15 protein-coding genes are annotated in these 19,222 nt (G+C 71.5%); 9 read left to right on the top strand and 6 right to left on the bottom strand.

Annotation, left to right across the window (positions count from 1 at the left end; all coding sequences use genetic code 11):
• The first annotated feature begins 25 nt into the window (after window positions 1–25).
• Both ACSP50_RS10540 and ACSP50_RS10535 read left to right on the top strand, forming a co-directional pair.
• Window positions 26–1,210, top strand: coding sequence for a multidrug effflux MFS transporter (locus tag ACSP50_RS10540; protein ID WP_014689164.1), 1,185 nt, complete (start codon window positions 26–28; stop codon window positions 1,208–1,210).
• A gap of 157 nt (window positions 1,211–1,367) precedes the next feature.
• On the top strand, window positions 1,368–2,945 hold the full coding sequence (locus tag ACSP50_RS10535; protein ID WP_043511159.1) for a methyl-accepting chemotaxis protein: 1,578 nt from the start codon (window positions 1,368–1,370) through the stop codon (window positions 2,943–2,945).
• Between the two features lie 119 nt (window positions 2,946–3,064).
• Here ACSP50_RS10535 and ACSP50_RS10530 read toward each other — a convergent pair whose 3' ends face one another.
• The 6 genes from ACSP50_RS10530 to ACSP50_RS10505 all read right to left on the bottom strand — a co-directional run bounded on the left by ACSP50_RS10530 (window position 3,065) and on the right by ACSP50_RS10505 (window position 11,607).
• Window positions 3,065–3,676, bottom strand: coding sequence for a TetR family transcriptional regulator (locus tag ACSP50_RS10530; protein ID WP_014689162.1), 612 nt, complete (start codon window positions 3,674–3,676; stop codon window positions 3,065–3,067).
• A gap of 8 nt (window positions 3,677–3,684) precedes the next feature.
• Window positions 3,685–5,529: a PAS domain-containing sensor histidine kinase gene (locus ACSP50_RS10525; protein ID WP_014689161.1), complete on the bottom strand. Its 1,845-nt coding sequence runs from the start codon at window positions 5,527–5,529 to the stop codon at window positions 3,685–3,687.
• Window positions 5,530–5,754: 225 nt separating this feature from the next.
• Window positions 5,755–7,467, bottom strand: coding sequence for an ABC transporter family substrate-binding protein (locus tag ACSP50_RS10520; RefSeq protein ID WP_014689160.1), 1,713 nt, complete (start codon window positions 7,465–7,467; stop codon window positions 5,755–5,757).
• An 83-nt stretch (window positions 7,468–7,550) separates the two neighbouring features.
• Window positions 7,551–9,692: an ABC transporter ATP-binding protein gene (locus tag ACSP50_RS10515; protein ID WP_014689159.1), complete on the bottom strand. Its 2,142-nt coding sequence runs from the start codon at window positions 9,690–9,692 to the stop codon at window positions 7,551–7,553.
• Window positions 9,689–10,597, bottom strand: a complete 909-nt coding sequence (locus tag ACSP50_RS10510) for an ABC transporter permease (RefSeq protein WP_014689158.1) — start codon at window positions 10,595–10,597, stop codon at window positions 9,689–9,691. The genes ACSP50_RS10515 and ACSP50_RS10510 overlap by 4 nt, the downstream gene beginning before the upstream one ends.
• A gap of 11 nt (window positions 10,598–10,608) precedes the next feature.
• Window positions 10,609–11,607 (bottom strand): ABC transporter permease, encoded by a 999-nt coding sequence (locus ACSP50_RS10505; RefSeq protein ID WP_014689157.1) that lies wholly within the window; start codon window positions 11,605–11,607, stop codon window positions 10,609–10,611.
• A gap of 506 nt (window positions 11,608–12,113) precedes the next feature.
• Here ACSP50_RS10505 and ACSP50_RS10500 point away from each other — a divergent pair.
• The 7 genes from ACSP50_RS10500 to ACSP50_RS10470 all read left to right on the top strand — a co-directional run bounded on the left by ACSP50_RS10500 (window position 12,114) and on the right by ACSP50_RS10470 (window position 19,218).
• Window positions 12,114–12,320 (top strand): hypothetical protein, encoded by a 207-nt coding sequence (locus tag ACSP50_RS10500; protein WP_043511156.1) that lies wholly within the window; start codon window positions 12,114–12,116, stop codon window positions 12,318–12,320.
• Between the two features lie 157 nt (window positions 12,321–12,477).
• Complete coding sequence (locus tag ACSP50_RS10495) at window positions 12,478–13,374, top strand: TauD/TfdA family dioxygenase (protein WP_155123469.1); 897 nt, start codon at window positions 12,478–12,480, stop codon at window positions 13,372–13,374.
• A complete protein-coding gene (locus ACSP50_RS10490) occupies window positions 13,371–14,492 on the top strand; it encodes an alpha-hydroxy acid oxidase (protein ID WP_014689155.1) in 1,122 nt (373 codons plus the stop codon). Before ACSP50_RS10495 ends, ACSP50_RS10490 begins: the two co-directional genes overlap by 4 nt.
• A gap of 98 nt (window positions 14,493–14,590) precedes the next feature.
• On the top strand, window positions 14,591–15,793 hold the full coding sequence (locus ACSP50_RS10485) for a cytochrome P450 (RefSeq protein ID WP_014689154.1): 1,203 nt from the start codon (window positions 14,591–14,593) through the stop codon (window positions 15,791–15,793).
• Window positions 15,794–15,812: 19 nt separating this feature from the next.
• Window positions 15,813–16,655, top strand: a complete 843-nt coding sequence (locus tag ACSP50_RS10480; protein WP_014689153.1) for an alpha/beta fold hydrolase — start codon at window positions 15,813–15,815, stop codon at window positions 16,653–16,655.
• The gene (locus tag ACSP50_RS10475; protein ID WP_014689152.1) at window positions 16,652–17,980 is read left to right on the top strand and encodes a hypothetical protein; all 1,329 of its coding nucleotides are present in this window, start codon (window positions 16,652–16,654) and stop codon (window positions 17,978–17,980) included. The genes ACSP50_RS10480 and ACSP50_RS10475 overlap by 4 nt, the downstream gene beginning before the upstream one ends.
• The gene (locus tag ACSP50_RS10470) at window positions 17,977–19,218 is read left to right on the top strand and encodes an MFS transporter (RefSeq protein WP_014689151.1); all 1,242 of its coding nucleotides are present in this window, start codon (window positions 17,977–17,979) and stop codon (window positions 19,216–19,218) included. Before ACSP50_RS10475 ends, ACSP50_RS10470 begins: the two co-directional genes overlap by 4 nt.
• The last annotated feature ends 4 nt before the right edge of the window (window positions 19,219–19,222 follow it).

Here is a 19,222-nt window from a genome sequence, read left to right as displayed (position 1 = left end):
CCCCTGATTATGGCATCATAATTATGTGTCCATAACTCAAGCTCCGCCCACGGCGCGGCACCGGGCGCGGCTGGCCCTGATCCTGGGCGCGTTGAGCGCGTTCGGCGCGCTCACCATCGACATGTACCTGCCGGCCATGCCCGGGATGGCCGACGAGTTGGACGCCGGCGCGACCCTGGTACAGCTCACCCTGACGGTGTTCGTCGTCGGGCTCGCCGTCGGCCAGGTGATCGTCGGCCCGCTCTCGGACGCCTGGGGCCGGCGGCGGCCGCTGCTCGCCGGGATGGCGCTCTACGTGACCGGATCGCTGTGGTGCGCGCTCTCCCCCACCGCCGGCTATCTGATCGGCGGCCGCGTGCTGCAGTCGCTGGGCGCGGCGGCCGGCACCGTCCTGGCCCGGGCCATCGTCCGCGACCTCTACCAGGGCACCGCCATGACCCGCTTCTTCGCCACCCTGATGGTGGTCAACGGGGTCGCACCGATCGTCGCGCCGGTCATCGGCGGCCAGCTGCTCACCTTCACCACCTGGCGGGCGGTGTTCCTGGTGCTGGCCGCGGTCGGCGCCATCCTCCTGGTCACTGTCGCCCTCGCCCTGCCCGAATCGCTGCCCCGGGAACGGCGTGCGCCGGCACACCCGCGGGCGACCCTGCGGGCGTTCCGCACGCTCGGCACCGACCGGCACTATCTGCGCTACGTCGTCGCCGCGGCGCTGATGTTCGCGGCCGTCTTCGCCTACATCTCCGGCTCGTCGTTCGTCCTGCAGGACGCCTACGGACTCAGCGCGCAGCAGTTCAGCCTGGTCTTCGGCCTCAACGGGCTCGGCATCGTGGTGTTCGGGCAGATCGGCGGCATGCTCGTCGGCCGGGTCACCGGCGAGCACACCCTGCTGCGGGTCAGCCTCTCGATCGCCGTCCTCGGCTCGGCCGGGGTGCTGGTCTGCGCCGTCGCCGGCCTGCCGCTGCCCCTGCTGCTGGCCTTCCTGTTCCTGCCGGTCGCCATGCTCGGCATCGTGCTGGCCAACGCCACCTCGCTGGCCCTGGCCGGGCACGGGTCGGCCGCCGGGGCCGCCTCGTCCCTGCAGGGCCTGCTGCAGTTCCTGGTGGGCAGCCTCGCCGCCTCGGCGATGACGCTGGCCGGTCCGGCGACCGCCATCACGATGGGCGCCACCATGGTGATCTGCTCGATCGCCGCCCTCGCCACCCTGCGCTGACGCGACTTTCCCTCAGTGCAATTTCCGAATGGCTTTTCCCTGCGTGCAACTTCGGCGCTGAGGGTCATTCCGCGCGGCCCGGCACCGATGGTATGGCCGGAAGCGGAATCATCCGAGGGGGACGCGAATGATGATCGCACGAATTTTTGCGCCATTGATGCTGGCAGTCACCAACCGCCGGGTCGGCACCAAGATACTGCTGGCGGTCGCCACGATGGCGATCGCGACGGTGGCCGTCGGCATCGCCGCGATCTCCGGCATGCGGCAGATGCGGGCCGCCGCCGACTACGTCTACCAGCAGAATCTGGTGCCGATCACCCAGGTGACGGCGATGCAGCGGTCGGCCGGCGTCACCAAGGCCAGCCTGCTCACCGCGGCCTTGTCGCGGCAGGGCGTCGAGGCCCGCTTCGACCAGGGCGAGGATGCCGCTTTCGACGCCGCCTTCGCGGCTTACACCTCCTCCGACATGCGCGGCCGGGAGGCGGAGGTGGCGACCGTGAGCGATGCCGTACACACTTATCGGAAATTGCGCGACGAACAATTGTTGCCGGCCATCCGCAATCATGACCGGGCCGCATTCGTCAGCGTCTGGGGCGGCGCGATGACAACCACCTCGGACCGGCTGGACGGCAGTCTGCAGAAACTCGTCGGCATCGAGACCGGGGTGGCCCGGGAGAAGAACGCCGCCACCGCGGACACCTTCCGGCAGGCGGTGATCGTCCTCGGTGTGGTCAGCGTGGTGGGGATGATCGCGGCCGGGCTGTTCGGGGCGGCGGTCGCCGGGTCGATCTCGCGGAGGTTGAACCGGTGCGTGACGGTGCTGCGCAGCATCGCGGACGGCGACCTGACCGCCCGCACCGAGGTGACCGGCAGCGACGAGGTGGCCGGGCTGGCCGCGACCCTGGACCGGACGACCGCCGCCACCGCGGCCATGGTCGGCGGGATGGCGGACGACGCGGCCTTCTTCGGGTCGGCGTCGCAGCAGCTCTCCGAGGTGTCGACGCACCTGTCCACGGCGGCGGAGCAGACCTCCGGCCGGGCGGTCGCGGTCTCCGCGGCGGCCGAGGAGGTGTGCCGGCACGTGCAGACCGTCGCCGCGGGCGCCGAGCAGATGGGCGCCTCGATCGCCGAGATCGCCAGCAACGCCACCGAGGCGGCCCGGGTGTCGGCGCGCGCCAGCAGCTCGGCGGAGCGCACCAACGACGTGCTCGCCCAGTTGGACCACTCGTCGGCGGAGATCGGCGACGTCGTGACGATCATCAACGTGATCGCGCAGCAGACCAACCTGCTCGCTCTCAACGCGACCATCGAGGCGGCCCGGGTCGGTGAGGCCGGCAAGGGGTTCGCGGTGGTCGCCGGCGAGGTGAAGACACTGGCCCAGGAGACCGCCAAGGCGACGCAGGACATCTCCGAGCGGGTGGCCGCCATTCAGCGGGACGCGGCCGAGGCGCTGACCGCGGTCGCCGAGATCGCCGAGGTGACCGGGCAGATCAACAGCTACGCGGGGACGATCGCGGCGGCGGTCGAGGAGCAGAGCGCCACCACCGCCGAGATGGCCCGCAGCGTGGCGCACGCCGCGACCGGGTCGAGCGACATCGCGGTGGCGGTGGCCGAGGTGGCCGAGGTGGCCGCCGGCACCGCGACCAGTGCCACCCAGACCCGGGCGACGGCCGGCGGGCTGGCGGAGCGGGCCGGCGTCCTGCAGCGGACCGCCACCAGCTATCGCACGGCGTGACCCTCTGGCGGTCGGTGCTCGCAGCCCGGGCCGGCCGGCGGCGGGCCGGCGTGCCCCCGGCGGCGGTCAGTGCTCGCAGCCGCGGTCGGCCGGCGGCGGGCCGGCGTGACCCCCGGCGGTCAGTGCTCGCAGCCGCGGTCGGCCGGCGGCAGGTCCGCGTCGTTGCCCAGCGCGGCCAGCAGGCGGTAGATGCAGGAGATCACCTCGGCGAGCCGCTCGGGTGCGGTGTCCGGGTCCCAGTGCTCCATGGCGAGCCGGGACACGGTGCCGGCGATCCCGGCCAGCAACTGCGGATACACCGCCTCCGGGGGCAGCCCGGTACGGGTACAGGCCCAGCGGACGACCTCGGCGTCGAAGGTCTCGATCGCGGTGATCCACCGTTGCCGCAGCGCCGGGTTGGCCCGCACCAGGCGCATCCGGGCGGCGAGATCCTCCGGGTCGGTCATCAGAAACTGAATGTGCACCGTGCACAGGCTGTTGAGCAGCGGTTCGTCCGCCGGGCGGCCGGCCAGCAGAGCGGCGAGCGTGTCGACCCGCGACGGGCCCGGGTCGACCAGCGCCGCCTCCTTGGAGTCGAAGTAGTTGAAGAAGGTCCGCCGCGACACCGGCACCTCGGTGGCGATGTCCTCGACGCAGACCTCGTCGAAGCCGCGTTCCTCGAACAGCCGGCGCGCCGCGTCCTGCAGCGACCGGCGGGTCTCCCGCTTGTTGTGCTCGCGTCGCCCGGCCACCCGGCGGCCTAGCCACGCCGGCTGACCGCGGGGGTCAGCGCTGTTCCGACGGCGGCGAGCAGTTCCACGGCGGTGAACGGCTTCTGCAGGATGCCGGTCGCCGCGCTGAGGTCGTACCGGTGGCGGAGCTCCTCATCGCTGTAACCGGACATGAACACCACCCGGAGATCGGGATGACGGGTACGCAGTTGATCGGCGATCGCCGGACCGGACCGGAACCGCAGCATGATGTCGCTGAGCAGTACCGCGGCGCCGGCCACGTCGGCGTCCCCGGCGGCGTTCTCGTCGAGCGGGACGGTCTGGTACCCGTTGCCGTTCAGGATGCGGACCACCAGGTCGCGAACGAACTCGTCGTCCTCGACCAGCAGGATCCGCTCGCCGTGCCCGGTGACCGGGCGGTGCGCGTCCGGCTCCGGCTCCTGCCCGGTGGTGTCGCCGGCCAGCGGCAGCAGGATCTCGAAGGTGGTGCCGACCCCGGGCGTGGAGTCCACCTGGATGCTGCCGCCGGCGTCGCCGACGATGCCGTAGACGGTGGCCAGGCCCAGGCCGGTGCCGCGGTCGGCCGGCTTGGTCGTGAAGAACGGCTCGAACAGCCGGTCCTTGACCTCCGGTGACATGCCGCATCCGGTGTCGCTGACCGTCATCCGCACCCGGCGGCCCGGCGCCCGGCCGGTCTCGATCAGCACCACCCCGCCGTCGGGCATCGCGTCCCGGGCGTTGATCACCAGGTTGAGCAGGATCTGGTCGAGGCGCCCCCGGTTGGCGCTGACCGGGAGGGCCTGCGGGTGCGGCCGGCAGAGCAGACTGATGTTGGCCCCGATGGTCCGGGTGAGCAGCTCGCTGGACGCGCTGACCACCTCGTTCAGGTCGACGATCTCCACCGTGGCGGACTCCTGCTTGGCGAACAGCAGCAGCTGTCCGGTCAGCGCGCGTGCCCGGTCCGCGGCGTCGCGGATCCGGGCCAGGTCCCGGCTGCCGTCCTCGGTGACCTCCTCGGTGAGGAAGTCGGCGTAGTTCAGGATGATGGCGAGCAGGTTGTTGAAGTCGTGCGCCACCCCGCTGGCCAGCTGTCCGAGGCTTTCCAGCCGGGCGGCCCGCGCCGACCGTTCGCGGGCCAGCCGCTCCTCCGCCTCGCGCCGCTTGACCTCGGTGATGTCGCGCTCGGTGGAAGCCGTCGCGACCACCTCGCCGGTCTCGTCGCGGATCGGCGACACCGCGACGGAGACCAGCATCTCGGCGCCGTCGGCGCGGATCCGGCGGGCCTCGTCGAGGTGGACGCGCTCACCGGCGGCCAGCGAGGCCAGCGCCCGCCCGAAGGCGGCCTGCCGGTCGGCCGGCAGGAACCGGCCGAACCCGGTCCCGACGACCTGGTCGGCCGACTGGCGGTAGAGCTGTTCGGCGCCGCCGTTCCAGTGGGTCACCACCCCGTCGAGCGAGGTCACGATGATCCCGTCGGCGGACTGCTCGACGACGGCCGCCAGCATCTGCCGCTCCTGGGCGGCGACAGTGGCGGCGCGCAGCAGCAGTCCGAGGTGTCGGGCGACCGACCAGCTGACCACGGTCATCACCACGATCAGCATCAGTCGCAGGACCTGGTCGGCGGTGCCGAGCAGGCCCTGCCAGGTGGAGACCGTGAACGCGGCGGCCAGCGCATAGCCGCCCACACCGAGGACCGCCACCGGCCGGGCGGTGGCGGCGACGAACGCCGGCCCGACCGCCAGCATGCCGAACATCAGCATGCGCGGCGGCGCCACGGCCGCCGCCACGGCGGACAGGGTCACCGCCGCATAAGCCACCGGAATGTACGCCGCATGGATGCCGTGAACGACGACCGCCGATTGCCGGAAATTCATGGTCCGGGCCTTTCCACGAGGCCGGAGTACTGCGGTTGCTGATTAACGGCAGACTAAACCTCGCTCAGCGGCACCGGTCGGGCTTCGGGGAAAGCCGGTGCGCGCAGGCGGGCGACGATGCGTGAGATCCGCGACCGGGCCGGCGCGGGCCCGATGGCCGGAGAAACGGCTCGCGCCGCGCGGAGGCAGCCTCCGCGCGGCGCGAGCTTTGGTGAGGAGTCGTCGTTACTTGACGAAACCGATGTTCTCGTAGATGACGCTGGCGAAGCCCTTGGCGCCGAAGTTGGCCAGGTCCTTCTTGGTGGCGATCAGCTCCGGGCGCTGGTAGAGGGTCAGCGAGTGAACCTCCTGCCAGATCTGGGCGTCGGCCTGGTTGGCCAGCGTGGCCGCCTTGGTCTTGTCCAGCTCGGCGGTCGCGTTGTTGAAGGTGGTGTCCAGCTCGGGCGAGCCGACCCGGGCGTAGTTCTGCTGGATGTCCAGCTCACCCTTGGCGTTCTTGGTCGGGTTCGCGTAGATCGACTTGGCGGAGCTGACCGGGAACTGGGTGCCGATCCAGGCGAAGACCGTCATGTCGAAGTTGCCCGGGGTGACGTACTTGTCGAAGAAGTCGTCGACCGGCACCGCGTTGATCTTCACCTTGGCGCCGACCTGGGCCAGCATGTTCTGCACCAGCTGGGACTCCTGCTCGGAGGACTTGACGCCGGTCGGGATCACAAAGTTGATCTCGAGCTTCTTGCCGTCCTTCTCGCGGGTGTCGCCGTTGAGCTTCCAGCCGGCCGCGTCCAGGCCCGCCTTGGCCTTCTCCACGTCGTACTTGCCGATGTCACCGGAGTTGTCCTGGTAACCGGCCTGGTTCGACATGAAGATGTGGTTGTTGAGCGCCTTGGGATCGATGCCGAGCGGGCCGGTCAGGGCCTTGGCGATGGCGGTCCGGTCGATCGCCTGGGCGAGCGCCTGGCGCACCTTGACGTCGGACAGCACGGTGCTGGTGCCGTTGATCGTCAGGTGCCGGAAGTTCGGGCCGGCCGCCTTGCGGATCTCCGCGGTGCTGATCTTCAGGGCGCGCTGGTAGGCGTCCACGTTGGAGCCGATGTCGACGAAGTCGATCTCACCGTTGGCCAGCGCGTCGACCTGCGCGTTCGGCTCGATCGCCCGGAAGACGATCTTGTCGAGCTTGGCCGGGTCGCCCCACCACTTCTCGTTGCGGACCAGGGTGATGGTCTTCGCGGTGGCGTCCGCGGAGTCGAACTTGAACGGGCCCGCGGTGGTCTTCAGCGGGGACTTCTGCCAGCCCGCGTTGAAGGTCTTCGGGTCCTTGTTCGTCGACGCCGGGTAGAACGGGGTGAACAGCGACTGCCAGTCGGCGTACTTCGTCTTGAAGGTGACGATCGCCTCGTGGTCGTCCTTGCCCTTGGCGACGCTCTCGATGTTCTCGTAGCCGTTGGAGGCCGAGATGTTGTACGCCTTGTCCGCCCCGCTGGTGGACTTCCACTGCCAGTAGAGGTCCTCCCAGGTGATCGGGGCGCCGTCGTTCCAGGTGGCCTTCGGGTTCAGCTCGAAGGTGACGACCTGCTTCGGGTCGGTCTTGAGGACCGGCTCGGAGGCGAGGTAGTTCTTGTTCCAGACCGGGGTGGCGTCAGCCTCGTAGTTGTACAGCTGCGGCATCATCGCCAGGTTGACGTAGCTGGCGTCGACGTCGGTGCCGTCCAGCTCGTAGTAGTTGAAGTTCGCCGGGAAGCCGCTCAGCGCCCAGGTCAGCGTGCCGCCGTCCTTGACCTGGTCGCGCGACTTCGGGTTGATCTGGTTCTCGCTCGCCTTCGGCGGCGGGGCAGCCTGATTGGTGGTCGTGCCGCTCGACCCGCTGCACGCGGCGGTCCCGATCAGGGTAGCCGCCACGACCGGCGCGAGGATCGCTCGCGCGCTCCAGGGTTTCCTCACCAATTCCTCCACAACTAAGCGTCTACAAAGGACGCAGGTTCTTTCATTTACACCAGCCGGTGCGGACTCCGCCACACCGGCCGTTAAATCGCCTTGACCGGAGCCGCGTAGTGACAGGCGGACTCGTGGTCCGGGACCACGGTGTCCCGGACGGTCAGCGCCGGGGACTCGTCGAGGCAGCGCTGCCGCTGCGCGTCGTCGAGCTCGTTGGCGAACTTGGGGCACCGGGTCCGGAATCGGCAGCCGGACGGCGGGTTCGCCGGGCTGGGCAGGTCGCCGGTGAGCAGGATCCGCCGGCGGCTGCGCTCCTTGACCGGGTCGGGCAGCGGGATCGCGGAGAGCAGCGCCTGGGTGTACGGGTGCTCGGGCGCCTCGAAGACCTGGTTGGCCGTGCCGATCTCGACGATCCGCCCGAGGTACATCACCGCCACCCGGTCGGCGATGTGCCGGACCACCGACAGGTCGTGCGCCACGAACAGGTAGGAGAGGCCCAGCTCCACCTTCAGCTGCTCGAGCAGGTTGATCACGCCGGCCTGGATGGAGACGTCGAGCGCGGACACCGGCTCGTCGAGCACCAGCACCTTGGGCTCCAGGGCCAGGGCCCGGGCGATGCCGATCCGCTGCCGCTGGCCACCGGAGAACTTGGCCGGGTACCGGTCGGCGTGCTCGGGGCGCAGCCCGACCAGGCGCAGCAGCTCCCGGACCCGCTTCTCCCGCTCGGCGGCCGGAACCCCGTGGGTGGCCATCGGCTCGGCCAGGATGTCACTGACCGGCAGCCGCGGGTCCAGCGAGGCCAGCGGGTCCTGGAAGACCACCTGAAGGTCGCGCCGGATGGCGAAACGCTCCTTGCGGCTCATCGCGGCGGTGTCCTTGCCGAGCACCGCGATCGTGCCGGAGGTCGGCTTGGCCAGCTCCAGGATCTCCATGATGGTGGTGGTCTTGCCACAGCCGGACTCACCGACCAGGCCCAGCGTCTCCCCCTCGCGGATGTCGAAGCTGATCCCGGCGACCGCCTGCAGGCTGCCGACCTTGCGGCGCAGCACGCCACCCTTGGTGATCGGGTACTCCTTGACCAGCTCGTTGACCTCGAGCACCACGGGGCGCTGCTCGCGGGGCAGCCGGGCCGGGCCGGTGGCCTCCGGCACCACCGTGGTGGGGAAGACGTCGACGTTGGTCAGTTCCTTGCGGGCGATCTCCGGGCTGCGGTGGCAGGCGGCCAGGTGCCCGGCGCCGTCGATCACCACGCCGAGCAGCTCCGGCTCGGTCTCCTCGCAGACCTGGATCTTCATGGGGCAGCGCGGCGCGAACGGGCAGCCGGCCGGCAGGTCCACCATCGACGGCGGGACGCCGTCGATCGGGGTGAGCCGCTGCCGCTCGCCCATGTCGAGCCGCGGGATCGAGCCGAGCAGGCCCATCGTGTACGGCATCCGGGGCCGCTGGTAGACGGTCTCCACCTGGCCGGTCTCGACCACCCGGCCGGCGTACATGACCAGCATCCGGTCGGCGAACCCGGCGACCACGCCGAGGTCGTGGGTGATCATGACGATCGCCGCGCCGGTCGCCTCCCGGGCGGTCTGCAGCACCTCCAGGATCTGCGCCTGGATGGTCACGTCGAGCGCCGTGGTCGGCTCGTCCGCGATGATCAGCGCCGGGTCGTTGGCGATCGCCATCGCGATCATGACCCGCTGCCGCATGCCGCCGGAGAACTCGTGCGGGAAGCCCTTCGACCGCTGCCGCGGGTTCGGGATGCCGACCAGGTCGAGCAGCTCGATCGCCCGCTCGGCGGCCGCCTCGCGCTTGATGTCCTGGTGGATCCGGATCGTCTCGGCGATCTGGTCACCGACCGTGTAGACCGGGGTCAACGCGGAGAGCGGGTCCTGGAACACCATCGAGAGCCGCCGGCCGCGAACCCGGGAGAGCTGCTTGTCACCGAGGCCGAGCAGCTGCTGGCCCTCGAAGGTGGCCGAGCCGGTGATCGTCGCGGTGTCCGGCAGCAGGCCCATGACGGCCAGCGACGACACCGACTTGCCGGACCCGGACTCGCCGACGATGCCGAGCACCTCACCGGGTCGCACGTCGTAGCTGATCCCCCGGACCGCGGTGACCGGGCCCGCCGGGCTGCGGAAGGTCACCGACAGGTCGTCGACCCGCAGCAGCGGCTCGACGGCACCGGCTCCACTGCCCCCGGCGGGGGAGGGATACCGGGTCACGATCGCGTCGGTCACTTCGCACCTTCGATCTCGGAGTTCGGGTCCAGCGCGTCGCGCAGGCCGTCGCCCACCAGGTTGACGGCGAGGACGAGCAGCACCAGCACGCCCGCGACGAAGTAGAACTGCCACCAGTTGGTCAGCGCCGCGCCGGAGCCGTCGGCGATCAGGGTGCCGAGCGAGACGTCCGGCGGCTGCACGCCGAAGCCGAAGAAGGAGAGCCCGACCTCGGCCAGGATGATGCTGCTGACGCCGACGGTCGCGTCGATGATCAGCAGCGACGCCATGTTCGGCAGGATGTGCCGCAGGATGATCTTCCAGCCGGGTACGCCCATGAAGCGGGCCGCCTGGACGAACTCACGCTCGCGCAGCGACTGGGTGATGCCGCGGACCACCCGGGCGGTGATCATCCACTGGAAGCCGGCCAGCAGCACGATGAACAGCAGCCAGCTCCCGTCCCGCAGCGCGGTCGAGAAGATCGCGATGATCAGGAAGCTGGGCAGCACCAGCATCAGGTCGATGATCACCCGGATCACCATGTCGGTGCTGCCCCGGAAGTACCCGGCGAAGGCGCCGGCCACGGCGGCCAGAGCGGTCGAGGCGCCCGCCCCGAGCAGACCGATGACCAGCGACTTCTGCAGGCCGCGCAGGGTGCGGGAGAAGACGTCGCCGCCGGTCTGGTAGGTGCCGAACCAGTGCTCCGGGGTGGGCGGCGACTGGAAGGCCTCGAAGTCCAGCTGGTCGTACTTCCACTTGTAGAATAGCGGGCCGAGGTAGGCGATCAGCACCATCAGCACGACCACGATCAGCCCGACGACGGCCAGCCGCTGGCGCAGGAAGCGCCGCAGCACCAGGCGGTTACGGGAGACGGAGCGGGGCGCCGGCGGAGCGCCGACCACCACGGATTCGGTGTCGGTAGTCATCTCGGTCCCCCTCAGCTCGCCCGGACCCGCGGGTCCAGCATCGCGTAGACGACGTCGGAGAGCAGGCCGGCGATCAGAACCAGCACGGCGACGAAGAGGGTCACCCCGGCCGTCGAGTTGATGTCGTTCTTGGTGATGGAGTCGACGAAGTACTCCCCCATGCCGTGCCAGCCGAAGATCTTCTCGGTGAAGGTGGCACCGACGAAGAGCAGCGCGAACTGGTAGGAGAAGAAGGTCGCCATCGGGATCAGGGCGGTGCGCAGGCCGTGCCGGGTCAGCGCGGACCAGCGCCGCAGCCCCTTGGCCTGTGCGGTCCGCAGGAAGTCGCTGCCGAGCACGTCGAGCATCGAGTTGCGCTGGTACCGACTGTAGAAGGCGAAGCCGTTGACGCCGATCGCGAGCACGATCGTCGGCAGGACCAGGTGCCCGAAACGGTCACTCAGACCGGCCCAGGACCAGGTGTCCAGGCCCGGCGTGATCTCACCGACGGTGAACACGAGCGGGTTCGACTCGTGGCCCGACGCCTGGTTGAACCAGATGCCGCCGTTCTTCATCAGGACGGCGAGCACCACGGTGGGGACCGATAGTAGGACAAAGGATATGCCGGTTAATGTCTGATCAGACCACTTATGTTGCTTGATCGCACCGTACGCGCCGGCGACCACGCCGAGCAGCGTGCCCAGGATCGAGCCGATCAGCATCAGCCGCAGACTAACCCACATCCGCCGGCTCATCTCGGTGTTCACCGACTCGCCGTCGACCGTCTTGCCGAGATCGCCGTGCGCGACCCCCTTCGCCCAGGTGGTGAATCGTTCGACGAGCGGCGTCTTGTCGTTCATGTTGAGCTCGTTGAGCCGCTGGTCGACGACCGCCGCCGCCGGGGCGGGATTACGCCCCTCATACCTGCTCCGCGGATGGAGCTGCGTCGCAGCGAGAAGGTACGCGACCACGGTCGCGACCAACGCGAGTACTACGAGGTAACCCACCCTACGCAGGAGGAATTTGCCCATTGCGCTATTGCCTCCAGGCCGGGACTCCGATATCTGCCGGGACGTTAGCAGAGGCGCCGGGGGCCGCCAAGATCGATGCCGAATTCGTTGCAACAGCGATGTTCAACCGACGCGGGGCCCATCCGGGAGCGATTGTTTCACGGTTGATTCGCGGGAGTAAATAGGCCCCTGTGCCCAACTAAGGGTTCGTTAAGCCGTTCCCGACATATTTATGAGCGCCGGTCTCCGGGCCGGCCGGGACCCGCGCCCGCGCGCCGCGGCTGCAGCGCCGCTTCGGCACCGCGCCCTCGCAGGTGCGGGCCGGTCACCGCGTTCGCCGCGCTCCTGCCGCCGGCCGGGATCTTCACCGCGCACCGCCGGGTGGTCATCGCCGGGGGAGCTCGCCTCCGGCGTGGTGGCCGGGATCAACGCCACCCGCCCACCCGGGCGGTCATGCCGGTCGCCCTCGCGGCGTGCGGCTTCGTCCGGCTCATCGGCGGCGGCCCCGCCCGGCACGCCCCGGCAGGATGGTCGACCACGGAACCTCCACCTCCGGTTCACGCTCGGCGCGGTCGCCGTCGTGGACCGGGGTGTTCGTGCCGACCACCGGGCAGCGGCCGCCGGCCGCCGCGGAGCCGCGACGGCGGCGGCGCAGTCGCCCCGACGAGGTCGCCGACGAATGCGGCGGCGTTCCGGACGTCATCGACTTCGAAAAGGAGTTCGATCGTCGGTAATGCGCTAGGGGTCAGCGTCCGACCGCAGGGGTTGTTGCCCGATTTCGATCCACCTAGAGTTGTCCTACAAGAAAGCTGAACGGCCGACATGAATGGTCGGCTCGCTTGATCGAGACCGCTCGGGGGGGGGGGTGTGGCGCGCATGCTCGAAATGGGTGTGACAACGCATTCGGACGACATTGTCACGGCGTACCTCGCACCGGCGGAATCCGCCGACATGGCGCGGCGGGCCCGGCGTGAGATCACCGGGACCGGCGCGCCGGGCGACTGTTTCCGGCGCGCCGGCCGGCACGCCGGGATCCTGCCCGCCCGGCTCCGCGAGGCGCTGGCCCGACTGCGGGCCGGCAGCCTCGACGCGGTGGTGGCACACGGGCTGCCCGCCGACCCGACCGACGCCGACGCGCCGCCGCTGCTCGGACTGACCTGGCTAGGCATGCTGACCAGGCAACTCGGCCACGAGTTCGGGTATCCCGCGGAGCAGAACGGCACCCTCGTGCACCACGTGCGGCCGCGGCCCGACCGCGCCGCCACCCAGTCGAACGCCTCCTCCGCGGTGGATCTGCGGCTGCACACCGAGATCGCGTTCCACGACGTCCGGCCCGACTTCGTGCTGCTGTACGGCGTCCGCAGCCCCGAGCCGCGCCCGGCGACCCGCCTCGTCCGGGTCGCCGACGCCGTCCGGAACTGCTCCCCGGAAACCGTGCAGCGGCTGCGCCGGCCACAATTCCGAATCAACGCCCCGGACAGTTTCTCGCCCGGTCAGGCCGTCGCGGAAAATGTCGCTCCGATGGGCGGTACGCTGCGCCAGCCGACCATCCGCTGGCACAGTTCGATAACCGGTGTCGACGACGTCGATCAATGCGCTATTGCGGAGTTCCAGGCCGCCGCCGACCGCGAGGAACACCTCGTCCGGCTCGCCCCCGGCAGCTTTCTGGCCTTCTCCAACAGCCGGTGCCTGCACGGCCGGGACGCCTTCGAGGCGCACTACGACGGGCACGACCGGTGGCTGCTGCGCACCTACGTGCGGCACGACCTCACCCGGGGGCGCGGATGAACACCGCGGGGATGCTCGACCTCGACGACTTCCGGCGGGCCTGCCAGGGCGTGCTGGACGCGGCCCGGTGGTCCTACCTGGCCGGCGGCGCCGGTCACGACGACGCGGTCCGGGAGAATGAGGCGGCGCTGCGCCGGCTGCGGCTGCGGCCCCGCCCACTGAACGGCGTCGCCGACCCGGACCTGACCGTGGACGTGCTGGGCTTCCCCGCCGCGATGCCGGTGCTGCTCGCGCCGACCAGCCCGCTGCGCCTGTTCCATCCGGACGCCGAGCTCGCGGTGTCCCGGGCCGCCCGGCGGGCCGGGGTGCTGCCGATCGTCAGCAACGACAGCCACCACAGCCTCACCGAGATCGCGAAGCAGGGGCCGTGCTGGTTCCAACTGTACTGCTACGGCAGCCGGGCCGACGTGGTGCGCACGATCCGGCTGGCCGAGTCCGTGGACGCCCGGGCGCTGGTGGTGACCATCGACAACAGCCACCCGTCGCGGCGGGTCGCGATGCTGCGGTCCGGCTTCGCCACCCCGCCCGAGGTGGAGTTCGGCATCCACCGGGAGAGCGGCTTCTCCGACGGCGCGGTGCCGCCCGACACCCGGCTGCCCCGCTGGCCGTTGACCTGGGAGCTGCTCGACCTGATCCGGTCGCAGACCCGCCTGCCGGTGGTGGTCAAGGGCGTGCTGCATCCGGCGGACGCGGCGCTGCTCACCGATCGGGGGGTGGCCGGCCTGATCGTCTCCAACCACGGCGGGCGGCAGCTCAACGACTCGATCGCGGCGATCGACGCGCTCCCCGGCGTGGTGGCCGCGGCCGCCGGCCGGCTGCCGGTCCTGCTCGACGGCGGGATCCGCACCGGTGGCGACGTGGTCAAGGCGCTGGCGGCCGGGGCGGCCGCGGTGTGCCTGGGCCGGCCGTACGTCTGGGGCCTGACCCTGGACGGCGAGGACGGCGTGCTCGCCGTGCTGGAACTGCTGCGGGCGGAGTTGCTCGACGTCGCCCGGCAGACGGGACTGCGCGCGCTGCGCGCGGTCCCCGCGGACCTGGTGGCACCGCCACCGCCATCGTTCACGGGGAGAGGAGGTGGACCACATGATCCAGCGCATCAAGGCGCGCTTCGCGCGTAAGGCCCTGGCCGGCGCGTACCCCTGGCACTGAGATGGGTGATCGGCGGCCGGTGACCCCGCGGGGTCACCGGCCGCCACCGACACGGGAGGACAGATCAGTGACCACGGCGCCGCCGGTCCCGGCCAACCTGTCCCGGGCCGGCCTGATCCAGGAGTACGACCGGGACCGGCTCGGCTTCGTGATGGACGCGGTCCGCCGGTTCGGCCCGGTGACCGAGCTCAGCCCCGGCACCGTGCTGGTCGCCGACGGCGAGGTCGCCCACGACGTGCTGCGCCGCACCAACCGGGACTTCCTGATGGACCGCGACCGGGCGTGGCGGCCCACCGGCAGCCGGCGCGGCGAGGACGCGTTGGAGAGCTGGATGTCGGCACGCCGGGCGATGCTGTCCGCCCTCTCCGGCGGTCTGGTCGCCGAACACCTGAGCTGGTATTCGGGCGAGCTGACCGGGCTGCTCGACGCGTGGGCGGCGCGCGGCGGCACCGGCGACCCGCTGACCCCGCTGGTGCGGCTGAGTACCGACGCCTTCCTGCGGCTGTGCGCCGGCCCGTCGAGTCGCGGCGCCGACCGGCGCGAGCCGGCCGCCGCCGTCGCCGGACTGCTGGACTCGCTCACGCCGATCGTCGGCTCCTCCTACGAGCTGCCCTGGTTCCTCGACCGGCTCACCCCACGCCGGCGCCGCGCCGTCCGCGCCCAGCACCGGCTCGCGGAGAGCCTGGGCGCGCTCGTCGACCGGGCCCCGTCCGGCGGGCTGGTCGCGGCGCTGCGCGACGCCGGGGTGCCGCGTGAGCCGCTGGTCCGGATCCTGATCTCGGCCACCATCGCGGGGCGGTTGGTGCCGGCCGCCGCGACCGCGTGGACGCTGCGCGCGCTGGCCGTGCACCAGCCGGACGACGAGCCGGCGCACATCGTCGACGAGGTGCTGCGCCTCTGGCCGCCCACCTGGCTGATCCACCGCACCACACACGGCGAGGAGATCAGCGGGGACTGGCGGTTCCCCGCGCGTACCGCCGTGATGATCTGCCCCTATGCCATCCACCGCGACGAGCGCCACTTTCCGGACCCGGCGGCGTTCCGGCCGGCGCGCTGGCGCGACGGCCGCCTGCCGGCCGGCGCCTACCTGCCGTTCGGCGGCGGCCCCCGCTGGTGCGTCGGCACCCACCTGGCCAAGGCGCAGCTCGTCGAGGCGGTCCGGGTGTTCCGGCGGTACCGCCTGACCGACACCTCGGACGCCGTCACCCTGGACACCCGCTCCACCCTGTATCCGCGCGGCCTCGCCCTGGGCGTCGGCCGTCCCGCATGACGAGGAAGGGAACAACCCGATGAGAGTCCGCGCCGGACGAGTACGCCTGCACGTCACGACGATCGGTGACGACTGGCGCGACGGCGTCCACCGGCCCACGATCATCGCGGTGCACGGCGGCCCCGGCATCGACGGCACCATGCTGCGCCTGACCATGCTGCCGGCCGCCGAGTACGCCCAGGTCATCGTCCCCGACCTGCGCGGTCACGGGCGCAGCGACCGGGGTGGCCCGGCCGAGTGGACCCTGGACACCTGGGCCGACGACCTGGCCGCGCTGGTGGACACGCTGGGCCTGGAGAAGCCGTACCTGCTCGGCACCTCGTTCGGCGGGTTCGTGGTGCAGCGGTTCCTGGGCCGGCACCCGGAGCTCGCGGGCGGCGCGATCCTGATCGGCACCGGCGCCCGGCAGGCCAGCCACGACGAGATCGTGGAACGCCACCGGGTGCTCGGCGGCGACCGTGCGGCCGCGGTGATGCGCCGGTCGCTGACCGACCACTCGCCCGAGGCCGAGCGGGAGTGGGCCGAGGTCTGCGGGCCGCTGGCGATCCGGCGGGCGCCCGACGAGGCGTACCAGCGGGTGCTCCGGGACCGGATCACCACTCCGGAGATCAACGCCGGGTTCATCGCCCAGCTCGACCGGCTCGACCTGCGGCCCGATCTGGCCGCCGCGAAGTGCCGGGTGATGGTCCTGGTCGGCGAGCACGATCCGCTCATCCCGTACGCGGTCGCCGAGGAGATCGTGGACAGCCTGCCCGGCCGCGCCGGCGAGCTGCACGTCGTGCCCGGCGCCAGCCACCAGGCCGTCTGGGACGCGCCGGCGGCCACCCACGCGCTGATCCGCAAGTTCACGGAGGAGTCGTGACCGCGCCGTTCACGCAGCCCACCGCCGAGGAGTTCCGGGCCGCCACCACCGAGCTGCGCGAGCTGAACGCGCCGTACGCCCGGGAGCGGCTGATCTTCCGGCCGCCGGTCGAGTCGCCCGGACAGGTGCGCCGGCTGGAGGCCGCCTGCCAAACCGTCTTCGAGGGGCTGGACGCGGTACTGCGCGAGGTCTGCGGCGGCGACGTGCTGCGGATGGCGCGGCTGTGCCGGGCCACCGAGCCGGAACTGCAGTTCCTCACCCACCAGACGGATCAGAACTGGTCGACGGTGGCCCGCCCGGACGTGATCAGCTCCGGCGGCCGGACCGTCGTCGTCGAGATCAACGGGGACTCCCCCGCCGGGCTGTTCGGCCTGCACGACATCATCGCCCGCGCCCAGGCGGCGTTCCAGCGGCCGGCACCGCAGGCCCCGGCCCGCCCCGCGGTGGCGATGCGCGGCCTGCTGGACAGCCTGGAACGCAGCTTCGGCCGGCTGACCGGCACGGTGGCGATCTGCTACTGGCGGCACGAGCAGCAGGCCGGGCCGCTGGACTGGCAGTACGAGCTGTTCGCCCGCGAGCTGCGCCGGCACGGCGTCGACGCGGTGCACTGCGCGCTCGAGGATCTGCGGATGGATGACGCCGGCGTCGCCTACCAGGGGCGCCCGGTGCAGGTGATCTACCGCTACTTCGAATCGCCGGAACCCACCGAACATGACGAGTTCACCCTGCTCAAGCAGCTGTTCGCGCTGGCCGGCGCGGGCCTGGTCGGGCTGTTCACCGGGTATCGCGCCGAGGTGCTGGCGTCCAAGGCGGCACTCGCGGTGCTCTCCGACGAGACCGTGGTGGACCGGCTCGACGCGGACCTGCGCGACCGGCTGGCCGCGCACGTACCGTGGACCCGGGTGCTGGAACCGCGCCGGACCACCGTCGAGGGCGCCGACGTCGACCTGCTGCCCTGGGTGGCCGCGAACCGGGAACGGCTGATCGTGAAACCGGTGCGCGGGCACGCCGGCAAGGGCATCACGGTGGGCCGCGAGGTGTCGGCGCGGGCGTGGGCCGAGGCGGTCGGCGCCGGGGTGCGCGGCGGGGCCGGCGACCACCCGTACATCGTCCAGCAGGTCTTCGAACCGGACCGGCTGCCGGTGGCGTTCACCGACGCGACCGGCCGGGCCACGGTCACCGAGACACCGTCGGTGAACGGTGTCTTCATCGTGGACGGGCGGGCGGTGGCGGTGCTGCGCCGGTACGCGGTGAACGCCACCGGCACCATCAACATCAACCCGTTCAGCGGGTACGCCCCGTCGCCGGTCTGGACCGCGTCATGAGGTGGCATCCGGCTCCCACGCTGTTCGCCGCCGGCGCCTCGGCCAGCCTCGGCGACGGCATCCGCTACGCCGCCTTCCCGCTACTGGCCGTGCACGTGACCACCAACCCGATCAGCGTGGGCGCGGTCTCGGCCGCGCTGTCCGCCGCGCACCTGCTGTTCGGTTTCCACGTCGGTGCGGCGGTCGACCGGTTCGACCGGGTCCGGCTGCTGCGCTCGATGCAGCTCACCCGGCTGGCCGTCGTGCTGGTGCTGTTCGGCGCGGTGCTGACCGGCACCGCGTCGCTGCCCCTGCTGCTGGTGACCGCGTTTCTGCTGGGCGCGGCCGAGCTGGCGGCCGACACCGCGGTGCAGTCGCTGACCCCGGTGGTGGTCCGCGACGCCGGGCTGGAACGGCTCAACGCCGGGCTCACCGCCGCCCAGTCGATCGGCGAGGACTTCGCCGGCCCGGCCGCGGGCGGCCTGCTGTTCTCGCTCAGCCCGGCGGCGCCGTTCGCGGTCTTCGCCGCGGCGATCGGCGGCAGCTGGGCGGTGCTGACCCGGCTGCGGGTGCCGGGCCGGGTGGCGCCGCCGCCGGGCGACCGGCCGTCGCTGACCGCCGAGGCCCGGGAGGGCTTCCGCTACCTGGTCCACCACCCGTCGCTGCGCGCCCAGGCGCTCTGGGCGACCGCGATGAACCTCGGGGTCGCGGCCGCGAACGCGACCCTGGTGCTGTACGTCGTGCAGCGGCTGCACCTGGGCGACAGCGCGTACGGCCTGCTGCTGACCGGGGCCGGGATCGGCGGCGTGGCCGGCGCGGTCGCCTCGCCGTGGACGATCCGCCTGCTCGGCCGGCTCGGCACCATGATCACCGCGAGCCTGGTGGCCGGCGTGGTCACCCTCGGCATCGCGTGCACCACGTCGGTCGCGGTGATCGTCGGCTGCCAGTTCCTCGCCGGGTTCTCCGGGGTGTCGTTCTCGGTGGTCGGCCGGTCGCTGCGGCAGAGCATCACCCCGGACGCCCTGATGGGCCGGGTGACCGGCATCTACCGTCTGATCGGGTTCGGTTCCCTGCCGCTGGGCGCGCTGGCCGGTGGCGCGGTCGCGCACTGGCTGGGCCTGCGCACCCCGTTCCTGCTGGCCGGCGCCCTGATGGTGGTCAGCACGCTGACCCTGGGCCTGCTGACCCGCCGCGCCCAGCCGCCGGCCGCGACCACGGCGGCGACGGCCGGACGGCAGGTGGCCGGCGTCCCCGGATGAGCCC

The sequence above is a fragment of the Actinoplanes sp. SE50/110 genome, assembly GCF_900119315.1.
In the GTDB taxonomy this organism is placed as follows: Bacteria; Actinomycetota; Actinomycetes; order Mycobacteriales; family Micromonosporaceae; genus Actinoplanes.
Note: the sequence above shows the minus strand (reverse complement) of the source record. Positions and strands in the feature narration are given on the sequence as shown.

Coding starts and splice junctions, on each gene's coding strand:
- ACSP50_RS10510 (WP_014689158.1), bottom strand. CDS start 10,597: ATGACTACCGACACCGAATCCGTGGTGGTCGGCGCTCCGCCGGCGCCC.
- ACSP50_RS10490 (WP_014689155.1), top strand. CDS start 13,371: ATGAACACCGCGGGGATGCTCGACCTCGACGACTTCCGGCGGGCCTGC.
- ACSP50_RS10500 (WP_043511156.1), top strand. CDS start 12,114: ATGGTCGACCACGGAACCTCCACCTCCGGTTCACGCTCGGCGCGGTCG.
- ACSP50_RS10505 (WP_014689157.1), bottom strand. CDS start 11,607: ATGGGCAAATTCCTCCTGCGTAGGGTGGGTTACCTCGTAGTACTCGCG.
- ACSP50_RS10535 (WP_043511159.1), top strand. CDS start 1,368: ATGCTGGCAGTCACCAACCGCCGGGTCGGCACCAAGATACTGCTGGCG.
- ACSP50_RS10470 (WP_014689151.1), top strand. CDS start 17,977: ATGAGGTGGCATCCGGCTCCCACGCTGTTCGCCGCCGGCGCCTCGGCC.
- ACSP50_RS10480 (WP_014689153.1), top strand. CDS start 15,813: ATGAGAGTCCGCGCCGGACGAGTACGCCTGCACGTCACGACGATCGGT.
- ACSP50_RS10525 (WP_014689161.1), bottom strand. CDS start 5,529: ATGAATTTCCGGCAATCGGCGGTCGTCGTTCACGGCATCCATGCGGCG.